This is a genomic window from Mesorhizobium sp. B1-1-7 (assembly GCF_006442705.1).
Lineage (GTDB): Bacteria > Pseudomonadota > Alphaproteobacteria > Rhizobiales > Rhizobiaceae > Mesorhizobium > Mesorhizobium opportunistum.
In genome coordinates this window covers 16,559-39,832 of sequence record NZ_VFWQ01000013.1, presented here as the reverse complement: position 1 = coordinate 39,832, position 23,274 = coordinate 16,559, and the positions used below count along the sequence as shown (strand labels likewise).

The window sequence follows — 23,274 nt, the reverse complement described above, 5'->3', positions numbered from 1 at the left end:
TAACTCTTTCAAACCAGGAGATCGGCGATGAACAAGCCGGCGACACCCAATTCCTTCCGCACCGGACCCGACGAGCAGGGCATGTTCGGCATTTTCGGCGGTCGTTTCGTCGCCGAAACGTTGATGCCGCTGATCCTCGACCTCGAACGGCACTGGAACGAGGTCAAGAACGATCCGGAGTTCAGGGCTGAACTGACGGATCTTTCGACCCACTATGCCGGCCGGCCCTCGAAACTCTATTTCGCCGAAGGCCTGACCAGGCATCTTCGCGAGGTTTCCGCGGCGAAGGGCCTGGGGGGCGGCGCAAAGGTCTATTTCAAGCGCGAGGACCTGAACCACACCGGTTCGCACAAGATCAACAACTGCCTCGGCCAGATCCTGCTCGCCAAGCGCATGGGCAAGAAGCGCATCATCGCCGAGACCGGCGCCGGCCAGCACGGCGTGGCGTCCGCCACCGTCGCCGCCCGCTTCGGCTTTCCCTGCGTCGTCTATATGGGCGCCACCGACGTCGCCCGCCAAAGCCCCAACGTCTTCCGCATGAAGCTGCTCGGGGCCGAAGTGCGGCCGGTGACAGCCGGCCACGGCACCTTGAAGGACGCCATGAACGAGGCCCTTCGCGATTGGGTGACCAATGTCGAGGATACCTACTACCTGATCGGTACCGCCGCCGGCCCGCATCCCTATCCGGAACTGGTGCGCGACTTCCAGTCGGTCATCGGCACGGAGGCGCGCGCGCAGATCCTCGAGCAGGAAGGCCGGTTGCCGGATACCATCATCGCGGCTGTCGGCGGCGGCTCCAATGCCATCGGCCTGTTCCATCCCTTCCTTGACGACAAGGAGGTCCGCATCATCGGCATCGAAGCCGGCGGGCGCGGCCTCGACGGCATCGAGCATTGCGCCTCGATGAACGCAGGCGCGCCGGGCGTGCTGCACGGCAACCGCACCTACCTCCTGCAGAATGCCGACGGCCAGATCATGGACGGCCATTCGATCTCGGCCGGCCTCGATTATCCCGGCGTCGGCCCCGAACATTCCTGGCTGCGCGACTCCGGCCGCGTCGACTATGTGCCGATCCTCGACGACGAGGCGCTGGAGGCCTTCAAGCTGACGACCCGCGTCGAAGGCATTATCCCGGCGCTGGAATCCGCCCACGCCATTGCCCACGCGGTGAAGATCGTGCCCGCCATGGACAAGGACCAGATCGTCATCGTCAACCTGTCCGGCCGTGGCGACAAGGACGTACATACGGTTGCCTCGATGCTGGGCATGGAGATCTGATCATGGTGACCCGCATCGACCGCTGCATGGCAAAACTGAAAGCCGAAGGGCGCCCGGCGCTTGTCACCTATTTCATGGGCGGCGACCCCGACTACGACACCTCCTTGTCGATCATGAAGGCGCTGCCCAAGGCCGGCGCCGACGTCATCGAGCTCGGCATGCCGTTTTCCGATCCGATGGCCGACGGCCCGGCGATCCAGGCGGCAGGCCTGCGCGCGCTGAAAGGCGGCCAGACACTGGTCAAGACGCTGAAGATGGCGTCGGACTTCCGCGCCGGGGACAATGAAACGCCGATCGTGCTGATGGGCTATTACAACCCGATCTACATCTACGGCGTCGACCGCTTCCTCAAGGACGCCATCGCCAGCGGTATCGATGGGCTGATCGTCGTCGACCTGCCGCCGGAAATGGATGAGGAACTCTGCATTCCGGCGCTGAAAGCCGGCATCAACTTCATCCGTCTGGCGACGCCGACCACCGACGACAAGCGCCTGCCCAAGGTGCTGCAGAACACGTCGGGTTTCGTCTACTACGTGTCGATGACCGGCATCACCGGCTCGGCGCTCGCCGACACCGGCAAGGTCGCGGCGGCGGTCCAGCGCATCAAGGGCCATACCGACCTGCCGGTCTGTGTCGGCTTCGGCGTCAAGACCGCCGAGCAGGCGCGCGTGATCGGCGCCAACGCCGATGGCGTCGTCGTCGGCACCGCGATCGTCAACGCGGTCGCCAATGTGCTGGGGCCGAAGGGCGAGAAGACCGCCGACCCGGCGGAGGCCGTCGCCACGCTGGTCAGCGGGCTGGCGCAAGGCGTGCGCTCGGCCCGCCTTGCTGCTGCCGAATAGTTTCCCTATCTGGTCTTGTGCATGTCGTTCTCCCGCGTGGCCTGCACTAACTCTTCGTCAGGACAGGAGCCGAAGCGATGAACTGGATCACCAATTACGTTCGCCCGAAGATCAATTCGATGCTCGGCCGGCGCACCGACATGCCCGAGAATCTCTGGATCAAGGATCCCGAGACCGGCGAGATGGTGTTCCACAAGGACCTGGAATCCAATCAGTTCGTCATCCCGTCCTCCGGACACCACATGAAGATCTCGGCCAAGGAGCGGCTGAAATACTTCCTCGACGCCGGCAAGTACGAGCAGCTCGAAAACCCCAAGGTGGTGCAGGACCCACTGAAATTCCGCGACGAGAAGCGCTACACCGACCGGCTGAAGGACGCCAAGGCCAAGACCGGCCTGGAAGATGCGATCGTCAACGCGCTGGGCACCGTCGAGGGCCTGCCGGTGGTGGTGACGGTGCAGGACTTCGCCTTCATGGGCGGCTCGCTCGGCATGGCTGCGGGCGACGCCATCGTGCACGCTTTCGAGGTCGCCTTGCAGCGCAAGCGGCCGCTGATCCTGTTTGCCGCCTCCGGCGGCGCCCGCATGCAGGAAGGTATTTTGTCCCTCATGCAATTGCCGCGCACCACGGTCGGTGTCGACCGGCTGAAGGAAGCCGGCCTTCCCTACATCGTCGTGCTGACCAATCCGACCACCGGTGGCGTCACCGCTTCCTACGCCATGCTGGGCGACGTCCACATCGCCGAACCCGGCGCGCTGATCGGCTTTGCCGGGCCGCGCGTCATCGAACAGACCATCCGCGAGAAACTGCCGGACGGCTTCCAGCGCTCCGAATATCTGATGGAGCATGGCATGGTCGATATGGTGGTGTCGCGGCTGGAACTGCGCCAGACCATCTCACGGCTGTTGAAGATGCTGCTCAAGATGCCGGAAGAGCAAAAGCCGCTACAGCCGGAAATCTTGCCGCCGGCGGTGGTCTCCGCCGAGGCACGGCCGCAGGCCTGACGCGACACGACACGCCGCGACCGTGATTGCACGAGGGCAGTCGCGCGCTGTAGCCTTTTGATTGCCATGGCCATTCCGGAATCGATTCTGGTTCTCGGGCCATGCTCAGGGAATCTGTCATGACGACGCTCGCCGCCGACCGCGAAATCGAAGCCCTGATGGCGCTTCACCCGAAAGGCTTCGACCTTTCGCTCGACCGCATCACGCGGCTCTTGGAGCGGCTTGGCAACCCGCAGGATCTGCTACCGCCGGTCATCCATATCGCCGGTACCAACGGCAAGGGCTCCTGCGCCGCCTTCTCGCGGGCGTTGCTTGAGGCTTCCGGCCGCCTCGTGCATGTCCACACCTCGCCGCATCTGGTCAGCTGGCACGAGCGCTACCGGCTTGCCGCCGAGGGTGGCGGCAGGCTGGTCGACGACGATGTCTTCGCCGAGGCCATCGCCCGTGTCGCCAAGGCCAATGACGGCCAGAAGATCACCGTCTTCGAGATCCTCACCGCCGTCACCTTCATCCTGTTTTCCGAACACCCGGCGGAAGCCGCCATCATCGAGGTCGGCCTCGGCGGCCGCTTCGACGCCACCAATGTCGTGGAAAGGCCCGCCGTGTCGGTGATCATGCCGGTGTCGATGGACCATGAGGCCTATCTCGGTGACCGGGTCGAGCTGATCGCCGCCGAAAAGGCCGGCATCATGAAGCGCGGTTGCCCGGTGGTGATCGGCGCGCAGGAAAGCGAGACGGCGCTGCAGGTGCTGATCGAAACCGCCGAGCGGCTGGAATGCCCGACCTTCGTCTACGGCCAGGATTTCCTCGCCTTCGAGGAAAACGGCCGCATGGTCTACCAGGACGAGGACGGGCTGATGGATCTGCCGCTGCCGCGCCTGCCCGGGCGCCACCAGGTCGCCAACGCGGCGGCGGCGATCGCCGCGGTCAAGGCAGCCGGCTTCGAGATCAGCCACCGCGCCGCCGAAAAGGCGATGACCAATGTCGCCTGGCCCGGCCGCATGCAGAAACTGGCGCAGGGCCGGCTGGCGGACCTGGCGCCAAGGGGCGCCGATGTCTGGCTCGACGGCGGTCACAATCCGGGCGCCGGCGTGGTCGTTGCCGAGGCACTGGCCGAACAGGAAGAAAAGAACCCGCGTCCGCTGTTTCTCATCTCGGGCATGATCAACACCAAGGACCAGAGCGGCTATTTCCGTGCCTTCAAGGGCCTCGTCCGGCATGTCTACACCGTGCCGGTGAATACGAGCGATGCCGGCGTGCCGAATGACGAACTGGCGATCCGCGCCACGGAGGCCGGGTTGACAGCCGAGCCGATGAGTTCCGTCGCCAACGCCCTGATGCTGCTTCGAGACACCTGGGACGGTCCGCCGCCGCGTATCCTGATCGGCGGCTCGCTCTACCTGGCCGGCGCGGTGTTGGACGAGAACGGCACGCCACCGACCTGAGGCCATTCACTGCAAGGAGCCAGTCATGATCAAGGTCAAGCAGCTCGCCCATGTCTGCATCTTCGCGCATGACCTGGAAGCGACGCGGAGCTTCTACCGCGACGTGCTCGGCCTCGACACGCAGTTCAATTTCCTGCGCGACGGCAAGGTGTTCGGCTTCTATCTCAATTGCGGCGGCCGCAGCCATGTCGAGGTCTTCCAGAAGGATGGCACTGCATATAGCGAGCAGAACCAGATCAACCATTTCTGCCTGGAGGTGGAAAATATCGACGCGGCGATCGCCCATATCAAATCGAAGGGCATCGACGTCACGGCCAAGAAACACGCATGCGACGACACTTTCCAAGCCTGGATCCGCGATCCCAACGGGGTGAAGATCGAGCTGTTCGAATACACCGACGAAAGCGCGCAATTCGTCGGTGGCGACCGCATCGCCGACTGGTGATCGCTCAGCGGTGCGACCGGCTTATTTCAGCTCGACCTCGATAAACGCGTACTCGCCTTCATTGGCGTTGATGACGTCGTGTTCGACACCCTCCTTGCGGAAATAGGGTGAGCCCTTCTTCATTTCGGCGAAGGTCTCGCCATCCTTGGTCACCAGTTTCACCTTGCCGTCCATCAGCGGCACCACGACATAGTCGTGGCCATGGCGGTGCCAGCCGGTGTTGTCGCCCGGCTGGAAGCGGTATTCGGTGACGATGACGCGCTCATTATCGATGAAGACGGTGGCCTTGGCGGATCCGGTCATGACGTTCTCCCTCTATCTGCTGCCACCAGAAGACATGGAGTGCCCGGACGTGAGGGCCAGAGAAGCCCAGCGATGACGCCAACAAAAAGCCCGACACGAGGCCGGGCTTTTCAATCCGAATTTTTCCGGGGGTCAGGCGAGGCTGCCATTGATCCAGTGCGAGAGCGCGGTCTTGGGCGCGGCACCGACCTTCATGTCGGCCACTTCGCCGCCCTTGAAGATCATCAGCGTCGGGATCGAGCGCACGCCGAACTGTGCGGCGAGTTCGGGATTCTCGTCGATATTCAGCTTGGCGATCTTCACCTTCGCGCCAAGTTCGGTGGCGATGTCTTCGAGCGCCGGGGCGATCATCTTGCAGGGACCGCACCATTCCGCCCAGAAATCGACGACGACCGGTACGTTGGCGTTAAGCACATCGGCCTGGAAATTGCTCTTGTCGACCTTGACCGTAGTCATGCGGAAAATCCTTTCGAAAGTTTTCGTCCCACCAAATGTGGTGGCTCTCGCGCCCTTCTTCAAGCAGGTCTTGTGTCACGCTCCCGTGAGTCGGGCAAGGGCATCATCCATGGCCCTGGCCGGCAGTTCGATCAGCCGTGGCGCTTCGGTGAACAGCAAGGTCGCCTTGACCTCGCGCCCTGGATAAAGCGGCTGCAAGAGGGCGCGATAGAGCGCCAACTGCAGCAGATAGGCCGGCGGGACCTCCGCCAGGGAGGCAGGCGCAGGCCGGTTGGTCTTGTAGTCGACGATCGAGACCGCGTCCGCTGTCACCGCCAGCCGGTCGATCTTGCCGGAAATCGAGCGGTTTTTACCCCTTACCTCCAGGCTGCCCATGATCGCGACCTCGGCGCGCGAGGATGGCGCAAACAGCTGGCCGAGATGGGGGTCGGAAAGGATGGCGGTGACCGAGGCCAGGGCTTTTTCGCGCTCTGCCGGCGGCCATTCCGCACCCGTTCGCGCGAGGTAGCGTGCCGCCGCGCCCTCCCGTTGGTCCTCGGCAATGCCGGGCAGCATTTGCAGCAATTTATGCAGCGCGAGCCCGCGCAGCACGGCAAAGCCTGGCTCGCCATCGGCATCGAGCACCGGCGAAGCTTTGTCGACCACCGTTTCCTTGCCTTCTTCGATCAGCGCCGAGGCGCCGGATGGCGAGAGCGGCCGCGGCAGATCCTCGAAGGGCGGCAAGGGTCGAAACAGGTTCGTCGGCAACGGGCCGAAAGCGTCCGTTTGCCTCGCTTGCTCTGCCGTGGCGAGCGCCACTGGCGGCAGCTCGGTGACATGGAAACGGTATACCGGCTCGCCGCCGGCAGGATGCGCACGCTGTTCGCTCTCCGGCGCCCCGATCAGCGCACGGCTGACGATCGAATGCCAGGTGCCGGTGTTCGGCGCCCGCTTGCCGTGATAGCCGCAGACGATCAGCCGGTCCTCGGCGCGAGTCATGCCGACATAGAGCAGCCGGCGGTATTCGTCGTCGGCGAGTTCGCGTGCCCGCGCCGCCGCCGCCTTGGAGAAGCCGTTCGCGACATCGCTGGCCGAACGCCAGAGATAACCTTTGCCGACCCAGCCCGAGCCGTCGAATGGCATCAGGCGCGGCAGATGCTGGTCGCTGAACGGGGCGGAGCCGCCATCGACCAGGAACACGACAGGCGCTTCCAGGCCCTTGGCGGCATGCACGGTCATGACGCGGACCTCGTCGCGGGTCTGGTCCATCTCGCGCTTGATCTCGGGCCCGGCGTTTTCCAGCGTCGACAGGAAGGCTTCCAGCCCGGGCAGGCCGGTTCGTTCCTCGGCAAGGCAGAAACTCAGGAACTCATCGAGAATGTCGCCGGCTTCCGGGCCGAGCCGCGCGATCATCTTGCGGCGCACGCCATCACGTGCCAGGAGGCCGGCATAAAATTCGAACACCGGCTTGAAGGCGGCCTCATCGGTCCAGATGTCGAGTTGGGCGACGACTAGCGCCAGCGCTTCGCTTTCGCCGGCATGCTGGCGCAGCGACGCGGCCAGCGACAGGCCGGGCGCTCGTTGCACTGCCAGCGCAAAAAGCGTCTCCTCCGGCAGGTCGAAGATCGGGCTGCGCAGCACGGCTGCAAGCGACAGATCGTCCTGCGGCTGGATGAGGAGGCGGCCAAGCGCGATCAGGTCCTTGACCGCGATGTGGCCGGGCAGGCTCAGCCGGTCGGCGCCGGCGACCGGAATATCACGGCGCTTGAGCGCCCGCGTCAGCGCGTGGACGAAGCTGTCGCGCTTGCGCACCAGCACCAGCACATCACCGGGCCGCAACCGCTTGCCACGGCCCTCGATGATCTCGCCGTTGCCGATCCAGCCGGCAATCGTGGCCGCGACATTCTCGGCAACCCGCACCGCCGGCGCGTGGGCGTGGTCGATCGCCTGCGTCCAGTCGTCGGGCTCGTCGACGATATCGGCACCGATCGACGGCCACACCTCGACATAGCCCGGCGCGTCGGTGCGGATCGCCTTGTGGCTCAGCGGGTCGGGATCGTGGCTGATGCCGCGCCGCACGACAGGATCGGCAAAGACGCGGTCGACGGCGGAAAGCACATCGTCGGTCGAGCGGAACGACCAGGTCAGCTTGAGGTCGGCGAAAGACGCCTCGGCGTCGCGCACCCTGCTTGAAAACAGCAGCCGGCTGTCGGCGAAGGAATCCGGGGCCGCGCCTTGGAAGGAATAGATCGACTGCTTCTCGTCGCCGACGGCGAAGACCGTGCGGTGGACACGGTCGCGGGCACCGAAGCCGGCGAAAAATTCTTCCGCCAGCCGCTTCACCACTTCCCATTGATCCGGGCTGGTGTCCTGCGCCTCGTCGAGCAGGATGTGATCGATGCCCTGGTCGAGCTTGTACTGCACCCAGGGGCCGGCATCTGGCCGCGCCAGGAGGTTGACTGTGCGGGTGATCAAATCGTTGAAGTCGAGAAAGCCGCGGCCGCGCTTCAGCACCTCGTAGCGGGCGATCAGCCAGTCGGCGATGGTCAGCGCGGCAGCCGTGCCTTCCAGCATCCGGAACAGCGCCAGCCGGTCGACGGTCTCGATGATGGCGCTGGATGCCGACAGGTAGCGGTCGGCCAGATCCGGCAGCCGGTCGGTCAGCGCTTTCTTGAAAGCCTTTGCCGGATCGTAGGGATCGCCATCGGTCTTGAGGAAGGCCCTTGCAAGTTGTTGCAGGCGGCGAACGGGATCGCTCTCGGCGAAGGCCCGGCGCGCATAGGGCAGGATGTTGTTGAGCACCGACCTGGCGTCGGTCGATTCGGCTGCCTGGGCAAAACCGGCGAAATAGTCCGGCAGGAAGCCAGGCAGCGGCCAGGCAGAGGCCGCTATGCCCTCGGCCGTCTGGCCAGCGCGGAAATGGAATTCATCGAACAAGGGCTGGAAGCCGTCACGCCCGACCGCTTCGAGGAAATGACGCAAACCGTCGCGCTTGCGCACGATCTCGCCCAGCAAGGCATCGAGCCCGGCTTCGCCGCCACGCTCCAGCACGGTTGCGAAGGCCTCGGTCAAATCCGCGTCACCGGCGGCCGAAATCATCTCCCGGCGCGCGGCGGCAAAGAGCGACGCTTCCATCTGGCTGTCCAGCATCTCGAAATGGGCGGGGATGTTGGCTTCCAGCGGGAACTGGTGGAGCACGGATTCGCAGAAGGCGTGGATGGTCTGGATCTTCAGCCCGCCCGGCGTCTCCAGCGCCTCGGCGAACAGGCGCCGCGCGCGGCGCATGGTGTCGCGGTCGGGCCGGCGGCCTTCCAGCGCCTCGATCCTGGCGGCGAGATCCGCGTCGCCAAGGGATGTCCATTCCGACAGCGTCGAGAACACCCGGTTCGACATGTTGGCGGCCGCGGCGCGCGTATAGGTCAGGCACAGGATCTTCGACGGATCGGTGCCGTTGAGCAGCAGCCGGATGACGCGCTGGGCAAGCACATGGGTCTTGCCGGAGCCGGCATTGGCCGACACCCAGGCGGAGTTCTGGGGATCGGCTGCACGGGCCTGGCTGGTCGCGGTGTCGCTCGGGATGGGATAGGCCTTCTTCATGCCTCCCCTCCATCGTCACCGGCATCGCCGCCGGCCGACCATTCGAGCACGCGGGCGAGGTGGTCGTAGTCGCCATCGGTCTCGCCTTCGCGAAACGGCAGCGCCCGCGACAGATAGCCGGTCTTCGGGTCGGCATAATGGATCAGCAGCTTTTCCAGCCGTGCCCAGGCTTCTTCGGCCAGATCGGAAGCGGTTCGCGGCTGGCGATTGTGCTCGAGAATGGACTCTTCGAACACCTCGCCGTTCGGCTTCAGCCTGATGAAGGCCAGTTGCGAGGGCTCGCATGCGCCCAGATCCTTGAAGGCCTCGCGCCTGAGCAGTGCGCCTTCGAGCGCCAGCTGCGGCGCCAGCAGCGTGTGTGCCTGTGCCTTGGAGGGCGAGGAGCCGGTCTTGTAGTCCAGTATGTCGGCCATGCCGCCGGCCAGCAGGTCGACGCGGTCGGCATAGCCGGACAGCGTCACGCCGGACTGGCCGACGACGGTTTTTCCGGCGCGCTCCTCGGCATGCCGCCGTATCACCGCGTCGGCGCGGGTGCGCTCCCATTCGACGATGTTGGCGGCGAGTTTTTCGAAGCGCGGCCACCACACCGCCTCGACATCGGGCGGCAGGGCGGCCTCGGCAAAACAGGCGCGCCCGGCAGCGATAAGGCCGGCAAGCGCGTCCGGCGCACGCGGGTCGGCCACGCTGGAGGAGAACAGGTGGAGAATGGCATGGAACAGCGTGCCGCGCTCGGCCGCACCGGGATCGCGGATGAGCGGCTCGAGCGGCATCAGGCCGAGGATCCGCCTGGCATAGACGGCGTAGGGGTCGCGGCGCAGGGTCTCGATCTCGGTGACCGAGAAATGTGTTGGGCGCACAGACAATGGTGGCTTGGGCTGCGGCCGTGGTGCGAAATCCTGCTTCGGGCCGGTATCCAGCGCGCGCGCCCAGGCGAGCAGCTCGTCGCCTCGCCGGCGAAGAGTTGCCGCCTGGTCGTTGCCGATGAAGGTCAGCAGCCGCTGCAGCCAGCGTGACGGGACCGCCGGTGCATCGCCGGAACGCGCCGAGCGCGCCAACAGCACCTTCCTCGCACCCATCGCCATCTGGAAATCGTGCGCGGCAAGGCCGATGCGCCGTTCGGGCGGCTCGAGGTCGATGCCGGTCTTCATCAGCCGCGACATGAAACGGTCGCTCTCGGGTTTGCGCGGCCACACGCCTTCGTTGAGCCCGCCGATGACCAGCGTGTCGACATCCTGCAGCCGCGCTTCCAGCGCACCCCAGATGGCGATGTTCCGGTCGGTGCCCTGTGCCGGCTTGACCGTTTCGGGTGCGATCAGCGCGCCCATCACGTCGGGCCACTCGTTCGCCGCGAACGACAGCGACGCTGGAGCCGCGACCAGCCCGCGCAGCAATTCGGCGAGTTTTTCGCCGGCATCGCCGGCGTAGAGTTCGCCAAGCCCGCCATCGGCGGTACGGCCGAGATCCTCCAGCGCCACCACGCTGGCTTCGACCAGCGCGGCAAGGTCGGCGGTCGCCTGGCCGCGAAACGCTGCAAGCGGCGCCAGCGCTCGGTTGACACGTTCGAGCAAATCCCGCGCGCTTTCAATGGCGCGCACGGTCAGCCGCGCAACCCAGAAGGGCGGCCGGCTGCCTTCGTCGAAGCCAGTGAGGCGGGTTTCGAACAAGTCCGGCAGCGAAGCGATGTCGGGGCGGCCGGTGCCGCCGCGCAGCGCCACCAGTTCGACCAGTTCCGCCGCATGGCGCACGTCGGCTCTCCCCAGACCCAGACAGAGCAGGGGATGCTTGAGCAGGGACAAGAGACCGACCGGATCGCCTGGGCGGAACACCGCTTCGAGCGCCAGCCTGAGCAGGCCTGCCGCCGGGCTGTTGGCGAGCGGCGTACCGCCGGAATCATCGGCGACGACGCCGAAGCGCTTGAGTTCGACCGAGACGCGTCGCGCCAGCGCACGGTCGCCGGTGACGAGAGCAGCCCTTTGGCCCGGTTCTTCGACCGCTCGCTTGAGCGCGACGGCGATGGCGACGGCCTCGTCGCGCTCGCTGGCGGCTTCGAGCAGCGTCACGTCGGCGAAGGCAGCGGCAATGTCTGGCGCGGAAAATGCGTTACGCGTCTCGGCCCACAATTCGGTGGTTTCGGCCGGCCGCAGCGCCTCGCCGACAAGGGCCGCGCGGAGCGCCAGCCGGGGTTCGGCCACGCCGATCTCGTCGACATCGCCGCGCAGCACGCCGATCTTGCCGATCAGCCTGGCCAGGCCGTATTGCGGATGGCCGAGCACGGCCGGCCGCGCGCCGGGTGCGACAAGCGCCTGGAAGGACGCTTCGTCCAGCGTCCGGTCGAGCCCGGGCAGCACGATGGCGCCGCCGGGCAAGCGGGCAATCGCGGCAAGCAGTTCAGCCGTCGCGGGGATCGAACCGGTCGAGCCGGCGGCGATCACCGGCCCGGCGGGCGGATTGCGCCGCAGCCGCGCGGCTTCAGCCCTAATCAGCGCGCTGCGATGCGCGGCCGGATTGGACCGGTCTTGCTCTTCGAGGAATTTCGGCCAGGCATCGGTGACGATGCCGAGGAACTCAAGCGTCACCTGCCACCATCCGGCAAGATTGCCGGTCACCAGGCCTTCAAGCTTCGCCCAGTCCGTGCCTTCCGTCTCGATCTCGTCCATCAGCCCCGCGAGATCGCGCGCCAGCCAGATCGCGTCGGCGGTCGAGGCCGGGATGACGATCTCCTCGGCGAAGAGTTTGGCCACATGGGCCGGCAGCCGGCGTTTCCAGGCGCGCACCAGCGGCGTCAGCAGCAACAGCCGTTCGGTCGCCCCGATCGGTGGCGCAAGATCGATTGCCGCCGACGGCTCTGCCTCGAAAGCGGCTTCGTCCTCGTCGAATTCCCCGAGCGGCCGGATGACGGGCAGGATCGCCGAACCGCCGCCGCCGCGCGCCTTCAGGCTGTCGACGAAGACGCCGCGCAAGGCCCGCGCCGCGCGGCGCGTCGGCACATAGATGGTGACGTCGGCCAAAGCGAGCGGATCGCCGTCGAAGCGAAAGCCTGGAACCAGTCGGCCGGCAAGCAGCGCCTCGGCCAGCGTCGGCAGAAACGGCGCCCCGGAGGGAATGGAGAAAACGCGGCTTGGGCCGCTCATTGCGACTCGTATAGCGCGCCGGCGACTGCCGCTTCGGCGAGCGGGATGGCATCGGGCGTGCCGACGGTGATCCAGTGGCCGTGCATCGGCATGCCGTACAGGCGGCCGGCTGCAATGGCTTTGTCGAAATAGGCGTTGAGCGAATGCGGTTCGGCGGATGCGTCCGCGAACAGGCGCGGATGGATGATCGCCGCGCCGGCATAGATCAGGCCCGCCGGGTCTCCTTTCGAACGCCGCAAGGCGCCGTCCGGCGCCACCAGGAAATCGGTGGAGCCGCAATGTCCGGTCGCCTGATGGAGATCCGCCAGCATCAGCAGAATATCCATTTTCGCCGCGTCCCATGCAAGGGCGAGGCGGCCGAGATTGAGCGGACCATGATCGATCCAGAACGTGTCGGCGTTGAGGATGTAGAAGGGTTGCGCGCCCAGTTGCGGCAGCGCCTTGACGATGCCGCCGGCGGAATCGAGCAGCCGCTCGCTTTCATCGGAGATGATGATGCGCGGCACATGGCGCTGGGCGACATGGGCGACGATCTGTTCGGGGAGATAGTGGACGTTGACCACGGCCTTGCCGACACCGGCGGCGGCCAGGCTGTCGAGGCCCCAGTCCAGCAAGGTCTTGCCGGCGACCCGGACCAGCGGCTTGGGGATGGTGTCGGTGATCGGCCGCATGCGCTTGCCGAGCCCGGCGGCGAGTACGATTGCGGTTTGGGGTGCGATGGCAGTGTCTGGTCTCGCTGTCACAGCGCCCGTTCCTCCAGCAGCCCGTGCGCATCGTAGAACTCCCGCAGGCTGCCGAGCGCGGGGTGGGACAGTGCCCGGCGCAGATAGTCGCGGATGCGCGGCAGGTGCTTCAGATAATAGGGTTTGCCGTCGCGCTTTTCGAGCCGCACGAAAATGCCGAGGATCTTGGAATTGCGCTGCGCGGCCATGATTGCATAGGATTCCAGGAAGCTCGCCTCGTCGAAGGCGCCCGCCGCATGGCGCGCCGCGATATAGGCATCGAGCGTCCTTCTCTCGATCCCGGGCGATATGGTGACGCGGGCATCCATGGCAAGCGACGCCAGATCATAGGCTGAAGGCCCGATCAGCGCATCCTGGAAATCGACGATGCCCAGCCGGTCATGGCCGGAGCGGTCGCCGCGCCAGATGATGTTGGGCGAATGGAAGTCGCGCAGCATCAGCGTGTATTCACTGGCCCGCAGCCGGTCGAAAAGCGCGTTCCACTCCCTGGTATAGCCGGCGCGCAAATCGTCGCTTGGCGGACCGCCCGATATCGCCGGCACGTACCAGTCGACCAGCAGGTCGGCCTCGATCATCATCGCGGCGCGGTCGAATGGCGGTACGGTATGGAACCTGCCCGGCCCGGCTTCGAGGCGACGCGGCCAGGTCTTGCCATGCATCATGGCCAGCAGTTCGGCGGCCGCCGCGTAGCGCTCCGCCAGCGGCTCGCCATCCCCGCCGAGAAACCCTTCCGAGCCGAGATGTTCGATGAGCAGGAATCCCTGCTCCTGGTCCTCGGCATGGATATCGGGAACGCTGACGTCGCCGGCCTTCAAGGCATGGTCGATGGCGACGAAGGCCGACACCGACTGGGCGGTGTGGGCAATCACCGCATAGGGCTTGCCGTCGCGCACCGACGGGCCGAGCACCAATCGTGGCGAGTTCATCAGCACCCGCGGCTCCTGGCCTGCAAGCGACACGATCTCATAGGAGCGGGCAGAGGCATCGCCGATGAAATGGCGACGTTGTGCCTCGCCCCAGCCGGCGCTTTCCAGAAAGCCGCGCATGGCCAGCGACCGTGCGGCGCGGTCGAAGGTTGCCCCTTGCCCCGACAATCGTGCCAGCCGGCCTTCGCCATGCTGGACAAGCTCGATCAACAGCGATGCCTTCGGCAGATAGCCTTCTGCCCGTTCAGGCCATTCGACCAGGGCTGCCCCTTGCGTCAGCGCTTCGTCGAAACCGAGTTCGTCGAGTTCAGCCGCCGAGGACAGGCGGTAGAGATCAAAATGATGGACGGGAATACGGGTGTCGTAGCTTTGCACCAGGGTGAAGGTCGGGCTCGGCACATCGAGACCGGCATCGTCCGCGAGCGTCCGGATCAATGCCCGCGCCAGCGTCGACTTGCCGGCGCCGAGGTCGCCCTTGAGCGCCAGCACGTCGCCCGCGCGCAGCGCCAGCGCCAGATCCTCGCCCAGCCGCGCCGTCTGTGTCTCGTCAGCGAGCAAACGCTCCAGCATCAGGGCCGTCATCGAGCGCGTTACTCGGCCGCGGCGCGGATGCCGGGCGTGTCGGGGAAGGTGCAGATGACGGTCGTGCCCTTGTCCTTGCCGGTTTCGATGCGGACGCCGCCGCCATGCAGTTCGACGAAGCTCTTCACGATCGACAGGCCGAGGCCGGCGCCGCGCCGGCGGCCGCCATTGGCGCGCGGCTCGAAGCGGCGGAACACCGAATCGAGCACATCGGGCGGCATGCCGGGCCCATCGTCGTGAACCGAGAATTCCACGCCGTCCGCCAGATGGCGGCAGGCGAGCCGGATAGTGCTGGCCTCCGGCGCATAGTTGGCGGCGTTGCTGAGCAGATTGTAGAGGATCTGGCGGATGCGGGTCTCGTCGCCGTGGAACGTCTTGGGCGCAGCCTTGGCGTTGACCTCGAGCCGGATCGAATGTTCCTGCAACCGGTCGGCAACCAGTTCGGCGGCCGCCGCGATGGTGCGGTCGACATGCACCTCGGAAATGTCGAGCTGCATGATGCCGGCATCCACCGTCGCGAGGTCCAGTATGTCGTTGACGATGGTCAGCAGCACCGAGGATGAAGAACCGACATGCTCGACATATTCGCGCTGCTTCTGCGTCAAGGGCCCGGTCGTCGGTAGCGAGAGCAATTCGGTGAAGCCGATGATATTGGTCAGCGGCGAACGCAGCTCGTAGGATACGTGCTGGACGAAGTCGTTCTTGAGCTGGTCGGACTTTTCCAGCGCCTCGTTCTTGTCCTTCAGCGCGCGTTCGACACGGACGCCGTCGGTGACGTCGACGAAGGTCATCATCACCTGCCCGTTGGGCAACGGGATCATGGCGTACCGCAGCACGGTACCGCTGTTGAGTTCGGTCTGGCCGTGGCGGTCGCGGCGTTCGTCGTCGAAGCCGGTGATGGCGGCGACGAAGCCGGGCCAGGGGCTGTCCACCGCTTGCCGGTCGCAAAGGTCACGTATGGTGGAGACGTGCACATTCGGCTTGGTCGCTTCGGCATCCAGCCCCCACAGCGTGGCGAAGGCGGGGTTCGACAGCCGAAGCTTGCCATCGGGGCCGAACACGGCCACGCCCTCGGCGAGGTTGTCGAGCGTTTCGCCCTGGACACGCACGGCTGTCCGGTAGCGGCTTTCGAGATCCATTTTCTCGGTCAGGTTCTCGAACACCCAGGTGACGCCGCCCTTGGGCTGCGGGTTGGCGACGACGCGGATGGTCTTTCCATCCGGCAGGTGCCACCAGTGCTCCTGCGATTCGACCGCGCGGTAGGCGCCCAGCAGGCCTTCCTTCCAGCGGCGCCATTCGGGCTGCTCGGCGATCTTGCCTTCGCTGCGCAGCCGGTCGAGCAAAAGAGCGTTGTCGGGCGCGCTGTGCAGGAAGCCACTGTCCAGCCCCCACAGTTTCTGGAAGGCCTGGTTGAAGAAGCGCAGTTTCTCGTCGGTGTCGAAGATGGCGACCGCGGTGTTGAGCTGGTCGAGCGTGTCGGCGTGGCTTCGCACGGTGCGTTCATACTCGCCGCGAATGGACTCGATGGCGCTGGTGTCGCAGGCAAGGCCGGCCGAGCCGTCGGCGCTGGCGAAATCGGTCACCGCGAACACCCGGCGGTCGCCTTCGATCACCGTGGAGAGCGACTGCTCGAAAACCGGATGCAGTTTGTGCTGGGCGTCGATCGCCTCCCGCGCCTGGCCGCCGAGGAATTCCTTGGCGTCGCGCACGGCGGCTTCCGCACTCTCGGCCTCGACCGCGTCGGCATAGGCGCGGTTGACCCATTTCAGGCGCCCATGCTCGTCGCGCAGCCACGCCGGCATTTTCAACGCTTCGAGCAGGCCGATCACCGTGTCGTGGTCGGCGGCCAGCCGGTGGTTCTCGATCTTCAGCCGCGCCTGGCTGCGCTGTGTTTCGGAAAGCGACACAAACCGCACCAGCACATGCGCCGCGCTCTTGCGGCCATGCACTTCGAGCGGGGCGCCCGCCTGCGATTCGATGACGAGGTCGAAGGGCCTGGCCTTTTCGCGCAATGCCGCAATGGCATGTTCGAGCGCCGCCGCCGAGCGCGGCATCAGCCAGCGGCCGAATGCGAGGAACGCCGCCCGTTCCTCCGGTGCGCCGCTTTCGACCGGCAATATGCCGACGAGCTCGGGTTTCTTGTTTTCCGAGGCCCAGACGATCACGCGCTGGTCGCGCAGATTGAGCAGCGCCTCCGAACGGCGCAGCGCCGCGTTGACGTCGGCGACGCGGCTTCTCAGTTCGACATTCTCCGCCGAGGTGCGGGCGCGTTCGCGGATCAGGACAATGGCCGACAGAAATGCCGTGCCTGTCACGCCGACGAACACGGCAAGCTGCATGACCTCGATCGTGCTGATCGAAAGACCGGCCGTCGATACACCGGCAGCCTGGGCACGCGCCGCCGCGCCAAACAGCGGGCCGGCAAGCATGGAGCCGGCAAGCAGCAGCCCCGCGCGGCCACGCCATGAAAGACGCTCGCGCCGGGTTGCGGAGCCAGTGGTCCCCGAATCGTCATGGCCGCCGGAAACGGCCTGTCCCGCTCCGTGCGGGTATTGCCCCGGCATGTCTTGGTCCTCTCCGCCGACTGAATGCAAGACCGCCCTGATACGCGCCTCTCTTGATCCCCTCTCGGGCCGGAAGCGTCGCGAATCACCTGACAATAAACCCTCGCCGAATCGCCGTGAAGGCTGATCGCGCGCAAAAATAAAGCCGGGCGAAAGTCAATCGCCCGGCGTCAATATCTGGTAGTAAATTTAGCTTTGGTTAATAGCGGTAGTGTTCCGGCTTGAAAGGACCCTGCGGCGTGACGCCGATATAGGCGGCCTGTTCGCCCGACAGTTCGGTCAGGCGGGCGCCGAGCTTGTCGAGATGCAGGCGCGCGACCTTCTCGTCGAGGTGCTTGGGCAGGACATAGACCTGGTTCTGGTACTGCTCGCCCTTGGTGAACAGCTCGATCTGCGCCAGCACCTGGTTGGTGAAGGACGCCGACATGACGAAGCTCGGATGGCCGGTCGCATTGCCGAGATTGAGCAGGCGGCCTTCCGACAGAAGGATCATCCGCTTGCCGTCCGGGAAGGTGATCATGTCGACCTGCGGCTTGACGTTGGTCCACTTCAGGTTGCGCAGCGACGCCACCTGGATCTCGTTGTCGAAATGGCCGATGTTGCCAACGATCACCATGTCCTTCATCGAGCGCATGTGGTCGAGGGTGACGACATCCTTGTTGCCGGTGGTGGTGATGACGATGTCGGCGGTTGGAGCCGCGTCTTCGAGCGTGACGACTTCAAAGCCGTCCATCGCCGCCTGCAGGGCGCAGATCGGATCGACCTCGGTGACCTTGACGCGGGCGCCGGCGCCCTTGAGCGAGGCCGACGAGCCCTTCCCGACGTCGCCATAGCCGCAGACGACCGCCACCTTGCCGGCCATCATCGTGTCGGTGCCGCGGCGGATACCGTCGACCAGCGATTCCTTGCAGCCATACTTGTTGTCGAACTTCGACTTGGTGACCGAGTCGTTGACGTTGATGGCCGGGAAGGGCAGCAGGCCCTTCTTCTGCAACTGGTAGAGCCTGTTGACGCCGGTGGTCGTCTCTTCGGTGACGCCGCGGATCGCCGCCTTCTGCTTGGTGAAGAAGCCGGGCGAGGCCTTCAGGCGTCTCTTGATCTGCGCGTAGAAATATTCCTCTTCCTCGCTCTGCGGATTGGACAGCACGTCCTCGCCGGCTTCGGCGCGGGCGCCGATCAGGATGTACATGGTGGCGTCGCCGCCATCATCGAGGATCATGTTGGAGAGGCCGCCATCAGCCCACTGGAAGACCCGGTCGGTGTAGTCCCAGTACTGCTCCAGGCTCTCGCCCTTGACGGCGAACACCGGAATGCCGGCTTCGGCGATGGCCGCGGCCGCGTGGTCCTGGGTCGAGAAGATGTTGCAGGACGCCCAGCGGATATCGGCGCCGAGCGCCTTCAGCGTCTCGATCAGCACTGCGGTCTGGATGGTCATGTGCAGCGAGCCGGTGATGCGCGCGCCCTTGAGCGGTTTCTTGGCGCCGAATTCCTCGCGGCAGGCCATCAGGCCCGGCATTTCGGTTTCGGCGATATCCAGTTCCTTGCGGCCCCAGCCGGCAAGCGAGATGTCGGCGACCACATAGTCCTTGCTACCCGTCATGGCAGTGCTCCGTGCGAAGTGTTGTGCGTGCGAATTGGTTGCGGATGCGCCCGCGCCGGTTGGCGCGTGGAAGGGCGCGAATTGCCGGCCTGACTAGCAGATCGGCGCCGAGACGACAATGGGATATAAAGAAATCTTTATCCCTGCATGTCCCTAGAGGCTGCTTAGGCTGGGCCTTCGGGTCAGCTTTCCTCGCCGAAGCGGGAGGCGACGAGCTGCTCCAGCGCGTCCATGACCTCAAGCGCTTCCGGGCCGCTGGCGGTGACGCGGATCGAGTATCCAGGACTGGCCGCAAGCATCATCAGGCCCATGATCGACGTGCCGCCGACCTTGACGCCGTCCTTCTCGACATGGACGGAGGCGTCGAAACCGCTGGCGAGCTGGACGAACTTCGCCGAGGCGCGCGCATGCAGGCCGCGCTGGTTGACGATAGGAAACTCCCGGACGATCTGGTCTTTTTCCGGGGATAGTGCGTTCATTTGCTGCTCAGAAGCTGGCTGGCGACGTTGATGTATTTGCGGCCGGCGGCCTGCGCCTCGTCGAGCGCTGCGGCCATGTTGTCGCCCTTGCGGATCGATGACAGCTTGATCAGCATCGGCAGGTTCATGCCGGCGATCACTTCGGTGCGGCCTGACTCCATCACCGAGATGGCAAGGTTCGACGGCGTGCCGCCGAACATGTCGGTCAGCACGATCACGCCCGCCCCGGTATCGACGCGGGCCACGGCGTCGATGATGTCGCGGCGACGCTGCTCCATATCGTCGTCGGCACCGATCGCCACGGTTTCGAAATTGTCTTGTGGCCCGACGACATGTTCGACGGCATGTCTGAACTCGGTGGCCAGTTGACCGTGCGTTACAAGCACGAGTCCGATCATTCTTTGGTGGCTCCCGTCATCGCCGCTTCACAGGCGCATTTTATGCTCGCCAGCCATTCCAGGCGGCGGGAGCGCTATCTTGTCGACGCGAGGCCCGTTGACAAGCCCAAAATTGCGCCGGCCCATGCCATTTTGACGCATTGCAGCAAAAAACCGGGGGTGGATCATAGAAAAGGCATGATCGACAGCCGCGCCATCACGGCCGGCAAGGCAGCCTGGACATTGCGCTCGGCAAGATCGATCCGCGGTACCGCGCAGCCGGCGATGTCGTCGCTGGCGTCCTCCTGGAAGCGGGCGATTTCACCAGCCGGCAGCAGGCGCACATGCAGGTCGACGACGCAGGCAGGTTCGAACGCCAGCGGCCGCGGCCCAAGTCCCGGCACCTCGGCGAGACCTTCTATGGTGGCGGGCGCGCGGCACACCAGCCGCCCCGCATGCGCCTCGGCGAAAAGCTGATCGTCGCCGATGAGCCGTGAGAACAGGCCGCGCTGGCGGCAATGGTCGATCAGCGCCAGCGCCAGCGTCGTCTTGCCCGAACCCGAAGCCCCGCTGACGAGAATGCCGCGCTCGCCGATCAGCAAGCCCGTAGCGTGAATGTTTTCAGGCCGCACGACTGGACCAGCAATCACGCATCGGCCGGCAGCGTCACGACGAAGCGCGCCCCCTTGATCTCGCCGGGCTTGGTGCCGGGGATGTTTTCGGCGGTCAGCGTGCCGCCATGGGCCTCGACGATCTGCCTGGAGATCGACAGGCCAAGGCCCGAATTCTGGCCGAAGGCCTCGCCGGCCGGCCGGTCGGTGTAGAAGCGTTCGAAGATGCGGTCGATGTTGTCGGCGCGGATGCCGGGACCGTTGTCGTCTATGGTGAGGATGTTGAACTTGCCGGCACGCGCCAGCGACAGGCTGATGTGGCCATGGTCCTCGGGAACGAAGGAGCGGGCGTTTTCGATCAGATTGGTGATGACCTGGCCGATGCGCAGATCGTGCCCGACGACGAAATAGCCTTTGACGCCCTGCGGCAGCTTGGCGACCTTGAGCTCGATCTCGACAGCCTTCTTGTTGCGGGTGGTCTCGCGCGACACGGCGACGAGGTCGGTGATGAATTTCTTCAGGTCCACCGTCCCGGCGTCTTCGCGCGCGAGCTCGGCGTCGAGACGCGAGGCGTCGGAAATGTCAGTGATGAGCCGGTCCAGCCGCCTGACGTCGTGCTGGATGATCTCCATCAGCCGGCTGCGCGAATTGTCGTTCTTGGCCAGCGGCAAGGTTTCGACCGCGCTGCGCAGCGAGGTCAGCGGGTTCTTCAATTCATGTGAAACATCGGCGGCGAAGCTCTCGATCGCCTCGATGCGCGCATAGAGCGCGTTGGTCATGTCGCGCACGGCGATCGACAGATTGCCGATCTCGTCCTGGCGGTCGGAAAAATCCGGGATTTCCTCGCGGCTCTTGACGCCGCGCCGGACCCGCACCGCCGCGGCAGACAGCCGGCGCAGCGGGTTGGCGATGGTCGAAGCCAAAAGCATCGACAGGATGGCGGTGACCAGAGCCGCGATGCCGAACACGCGCAGGATCGCCTTGCGTTCAGCGGCGACGATCTTGTCGATGTCGCCGCCTTCGGTCGACAGCATCAGCACGCCGAGGACGGCGCGGAAGCGCTGGATCGGCACCGCCACCGAAACGATCTGCTCGCCCTGTTCGGAGACGCGGACGATGGTCGACGGGCTGCCGGTCAGCGCCTTGACCACTTCCGGGAAGGCAGCGCCATTGCCGCCCGGCTGCTCGCGATAGACCGGCAGGTCGGTGTTGCGGAAGAAGTCGAAGATGAACTTCTGGATGCGCTCGACGAGGTCGGGCTCCTCCTCCTCGACCGGCGGCAGGTCGTAGCGCAGGATCTGGCCGCGCGAATAGAGATGGCGCGAATCGAGCAGCAAATTGGCGTCGCGGTCATAGATGCGGGCCCGTGTCCGCGTCGGCGAGATCAGCCGCCGCAGCACCGGCGCGACGCGCTCCGGATTGATCGGGAAGTCGAGATTGTCGAGCTGGTCCGAACCGGGCCCGAGGCTTTCGCCGGCCTGCAGCTCAAGCAGCTTTTCCGGGTCGATGCTGATCGAATCGGTCTCGACCGTCGCTGACGCCGCGATCGCACCGGCGATGATCTCGCCCTGCGTCATCAGGCTTTCGACGCGGGCGTCGATCAACCCGTCGCGAAATGTGTTGAGGTAGAGGATGCCGGTGACCAGGACAGCCAGTCCGGCAAGGTTGAGGAACAGGATGCGCCGCGTCAGGCTGGAAAAGATGTGGTGGCCGAGGAAGCGGCGCATCGGCACCGTGATCTTCGAAACGAAGGACGGCATGATGCGCGACGGCCGCCTGGCGGCGCCCGTCGGCCTGCTTCGCTGTGCTTCCACTGCCATCGAATAGCAGCTCCCGCCTAGTTAGTGAGTAGTGAGTAGGCAGTAGGGAATAGAGAAGTGGCTGAGATCGTGGCCATGTGTGAGTGGGCCGCTCGCACCATTCAAAAACGGACTACTGACTATTCCCTACTGCCTACTGCCTATTCACGCCTCGCGGAACCGGTATCCGACTCCGTAAAGGGTTTCGATCATCTCGAAGTCGTCGTCGACAGCCTTGAACTTCTTTCGCAGCCGCTTGATGTGGCTGTCGATCGTACGGTCATCGACATAGACCTGTTCATCATAGGCCGAATCCATCAACGCATCACGGCTTTTTACCACACCAGGGCGCTGCGCCAGCGAATGCAGGATCAGGAATTCGGTGACGGTGAGCGTCACCGGCTCGCCCTTCCAGGTGCAGGTGTGGCGTTCCTGGTCCATGACGAGTTGGCCGCGCTCGAGCGAACGGGCCTGCTGGCTGGGCGCTTTTGCCGCGGCCTCGCGGGCGCTGGCTCGGCGCAGGACGGCCCGTACCCGCTCGACCAGCAGGCGCTGCGAGAACGGTTTGCGGATGAAGTCGTCGGCGCCCATCTTGAGGCCGAACAATTCATCGATCTCGTCGTCCTTGGAGGTCAGGAAGATCACCGGCAGGTCGGACTTCTGGCGCATCCGGCGCAGAAGCTCCATGCCGTCCATGCGCGGCATCTTGATGTCGAGGATGGCAAGATTCGGCGGGCGCGCCGCCAGGCCTTCCAGCGCGGACGCACCATCCGTGTAGGTCTCGACGCGATATCCCTCGGATTCGAGGGCGATCGACACCGACGTCAGAATGTTGCGGTCGTCATCGACAAGCGCGATTGTTGCCATTTCAAGCGGCTCCCTCATGAGCTGTCCCTTCTTTAGTAGAGAAGGGGCTTTTGCAGGACAAATTAGGTACAAAATGTGGCATAGGCCTTGTCCGCTGTCACGCGCGGGGTGCCGCCGGCCACAATCCAACCTCGACATGGATTGGACGAACGAACATCGCCAATCCTTTGGGCAACCGTGAAACTTTTCGCATATATAAACGATTTAAACAACTTTCAAAATATTTAAATCGATTAATGATTTGAT

Annotated in this window: 18 protein-coding genes; 5 read left to right on the top strand and 13 right to left on the bottom strand. The window is 65.1% G+C overall.

Features of this window, described 5'->3' with window-relative positions; translation table 11 throughout:
• Positions 1-27: 27 nt before the first annotated feature.
• The 5 genes from trpB (at position 28) to FJ978_RS22225 (ending at position 5,014) form a co-directional block, all read left to right on the top strand.
• Positions 28-1,278 carry a tryptophan synthase subunit beta gene (gene trpB / locus FJ978_RS22245; protein ID WP_023765620.1) on the top strand — a complete coding sequence of 417 codons (1,251 nt, stop codon included), beginning with the start codon at positions 28-30 and terminating at the stop codon, positions 1,276-1,278.
• A gap of 2 nt (positions 1,279-1,280) precedes the next feature.
• Positions 1,281-2,120, top strand: a complete 840-nt coding sequence (gene trpA, locus FJ978_RS22240) for a tryptophan synthase subunit alpha (RefSeq protein ID WP_140574015.1) — start codon at positions 1,281-1,283, stop codon at positions 2,118-2,120.
• Between the two features lie 77 nt (positions 2,121-2,197).
• Positions 2,198-3,124, top strand: coding sequence for an acetyl-CoA carboxylase, carboxyltransferase subunit beta (accD, locus tag FJ978_RS22235; protein WP_140574013.1), 927 nt, complete (start codon positions 2,198-2,200; stop codon positions 3,122-3,124).
• A gap of 119 nt (positions 3,125-3,243) precedes the next feature.
• Positions 3,244-4,569: a folylpolyglutamate synthase/dihydrofolate synthase family protein gene (locus FJ978_RS22230; RefSeq protein ID WP_140574011.1), complete on the top strand. Its 1,326-nt coding sequence runs from the start codon at positions 3,244-3,246 to the stop codon at positions 4,567-4,569.
• A 25-nt stretch (positions 4,570-4,594) separates the two neighbouring features.
• The gene (locus FJ978_RS22225) at positions 4,595-5,014 is read left to right on the top strand and encodes a VOC family protein (protein ID WP_140574009.1); all 420 of its coding nucleotides are present in this window, start codon (positions 4,595-4,597) and stop codon (positions 5,012-5,014) included.
• Positions 5,015-5,035: 21 nt separating this feature from the next.
• On the opposite strand, the gene FJ978_RS22220 is transcribed toward FJ978_RS22225, so the two are convergent.
• From FJ978_RS22220 to FJ978_RS22155, 13 genes are all read right to left on the bottom strand, one after another.
• Positions 5,036-5,317, bottom strand: coding sequence for a cupin domain-containing protein (locus FJ978_RS22220; RefSeq protein WP_023775965.1), 282 nt, complete (start codon positions 5,315-5,317; stop codon positions 5,036-5,038).
• Between the two features lie 132 nt (positions 5,318-5,449).
• Positions 5,450-5,773 carry a thioredoxin gene (gene trxA / locus FJ978_RS22215; protein WP_013891648.1) on the bottom strand — a complete coding sequence of 108 codons (324 nt, stop codon included), beginning with the start codon at positions 5,771-5,773 and terminating at the stop codon, positions 5,450-5,452.
• Positions 5,774-5,848: 75 nt separating this feature from the next.
• The gene (gene addA, locus FJ978_RS22210; protein WP_140574007.1) at positions 5,849-9,349 is read right to left on the bottom strand and encodes a double-strand break repair helicase AddA; all 3,501 of its coding nucleotides are present in this window, start codon (positions 9,347-9,349) and stop codon (positions 5,849-5,851) included.
• Positions 9,346-12,480: a double-strand break repair protein AddB gene (gene addB / locus FJ978_RS22205; RefSeq protein ID WP_140574005.1), complete on the bottom strand. Its 3,135-nt coding sequence runs from the start codon at positions 12,478-12,480 to the stop codon at positions 9,346-9,348. The genes addA and addB overlap by 4 nt, the downstream gene beginning before the upstream one ends.
• Positions 12,477-13,223, bottom strand: coding sequence for a nucleotidyltransferase family protein (locus FJ978_RS22200; protein WP_140574003.1), 747 nt, complete (start codon positions 13,221-13,223; stop codon positions 12,477-12,479). The genes addB and FJ978_RS22200 overlap by 4 nt, the downstream gene beginning before the upstream one ends.
• Positions 13,220-14,731, bottom strand: coding sequence for a tRNA (adenosine(37)-N6)-threonylcarbamoyltransferase complex ATPase subunit type 1 TsaE (gene tsaE / locus FJ978_RS22195; RefSeq protein WP_140574001.1), 1,512 nt, complete (start codon positions 14,729-14,731; stop codon positions 13,220-13,222). The genes FJ978_RS22200 and tsaE overlap by 4 nt, the downstream gene beginning before the upstream one ends.
• 8 nt (positions 14,732-14,739) lie before the next feature.
• A complete protein-coding gene (locus tag FJ978_RS22190; RefSeq protein WP_140573998.1) occupies positions 14,740-17,295 on the bottom strand; it encodes a PAS domain-containing sensor histidine kinase in 2,556 nt (851 codons plus the stop codon).
• A 199-nt stretch (positions 17,296-17,494) separates the two neighbouring features.
• Complete coding sequence (ahcY, locus tag FJ978_RS22185; protein ID WP_140573996.1) at positions 17,495-18,895, bottom strand: adenosylhomocysteinase; 1,401 nt, start codon at positions 18,893-18,895, stop codon at positions 17,495-17,497.
• 182 nt (positions 18,896-19,077) lie between these two features.
• Positions 19,078-19,374 (bottom strand): HPr family phosphocarrier protein, encoded by a 297-nt coding sequence (locus FJ978_RS22180; RefSeq protein WP_013891641.1) that lies wholly within the window; start codon positions 19,372-19,374, stop codon positions 19,078-19,080.
• Positions 19,371-19,772 (bottom strand): PTS sugar transporter subunit IIA, encoded by a 402-nt coding sequence (locus FJ978_RS22175; RefSeq protein ID WP_013891640.1) that lies wholly within the window; start codon positions 19,770-19,772, stop codon positions 19,371-19,373. Before FJ978_RS22175 ends, FJ978_RS22180 begins: the two co-directional genes overlap by 4 nt.
• A gap of 164 nt (positions 19,773-19,936) precedes the next feature.
• Complete coding sequence (locus FJ978_RS22165; RefSeq protein WP_140574293.1) at positions 19,937-20,398, bottom strand: HPr kinase/phosphorylase; 462 nt, start codon at positions 20,396-20,398, stop codon at positions 19,937-19,939.
• Positions 20,398-22,182: a sensor histidine kinase gene (locus FJ978_RS22160; protein WP_140573992.1), complete on the bottom strand. Its 1,785-nt coding sequence runs from the start codon at positions 22,180-22,182 to the stop codon at positions 20,398-20,400. Before FJ978_RS22160 ends, FJ978_RS22165 begins: the two co-directional genes overlap by 1 nt.
• 144 nt (positions 22,183-22,326) lie before the next feature.
• The gene (locus FJ978_RS22155) at positions 22,327-23,028 is read right to left on the bottom strand and encodes a response regulator transcription factor (protein ID WP_010912942.1); all 702 of its coding nucleotides are present in this window, start codon (positions 23,026-23,028) and stop codon (positions 22,327-22,329) included.
• Positions 23,029-23,274: the final 246 nt, after the last annotated feature.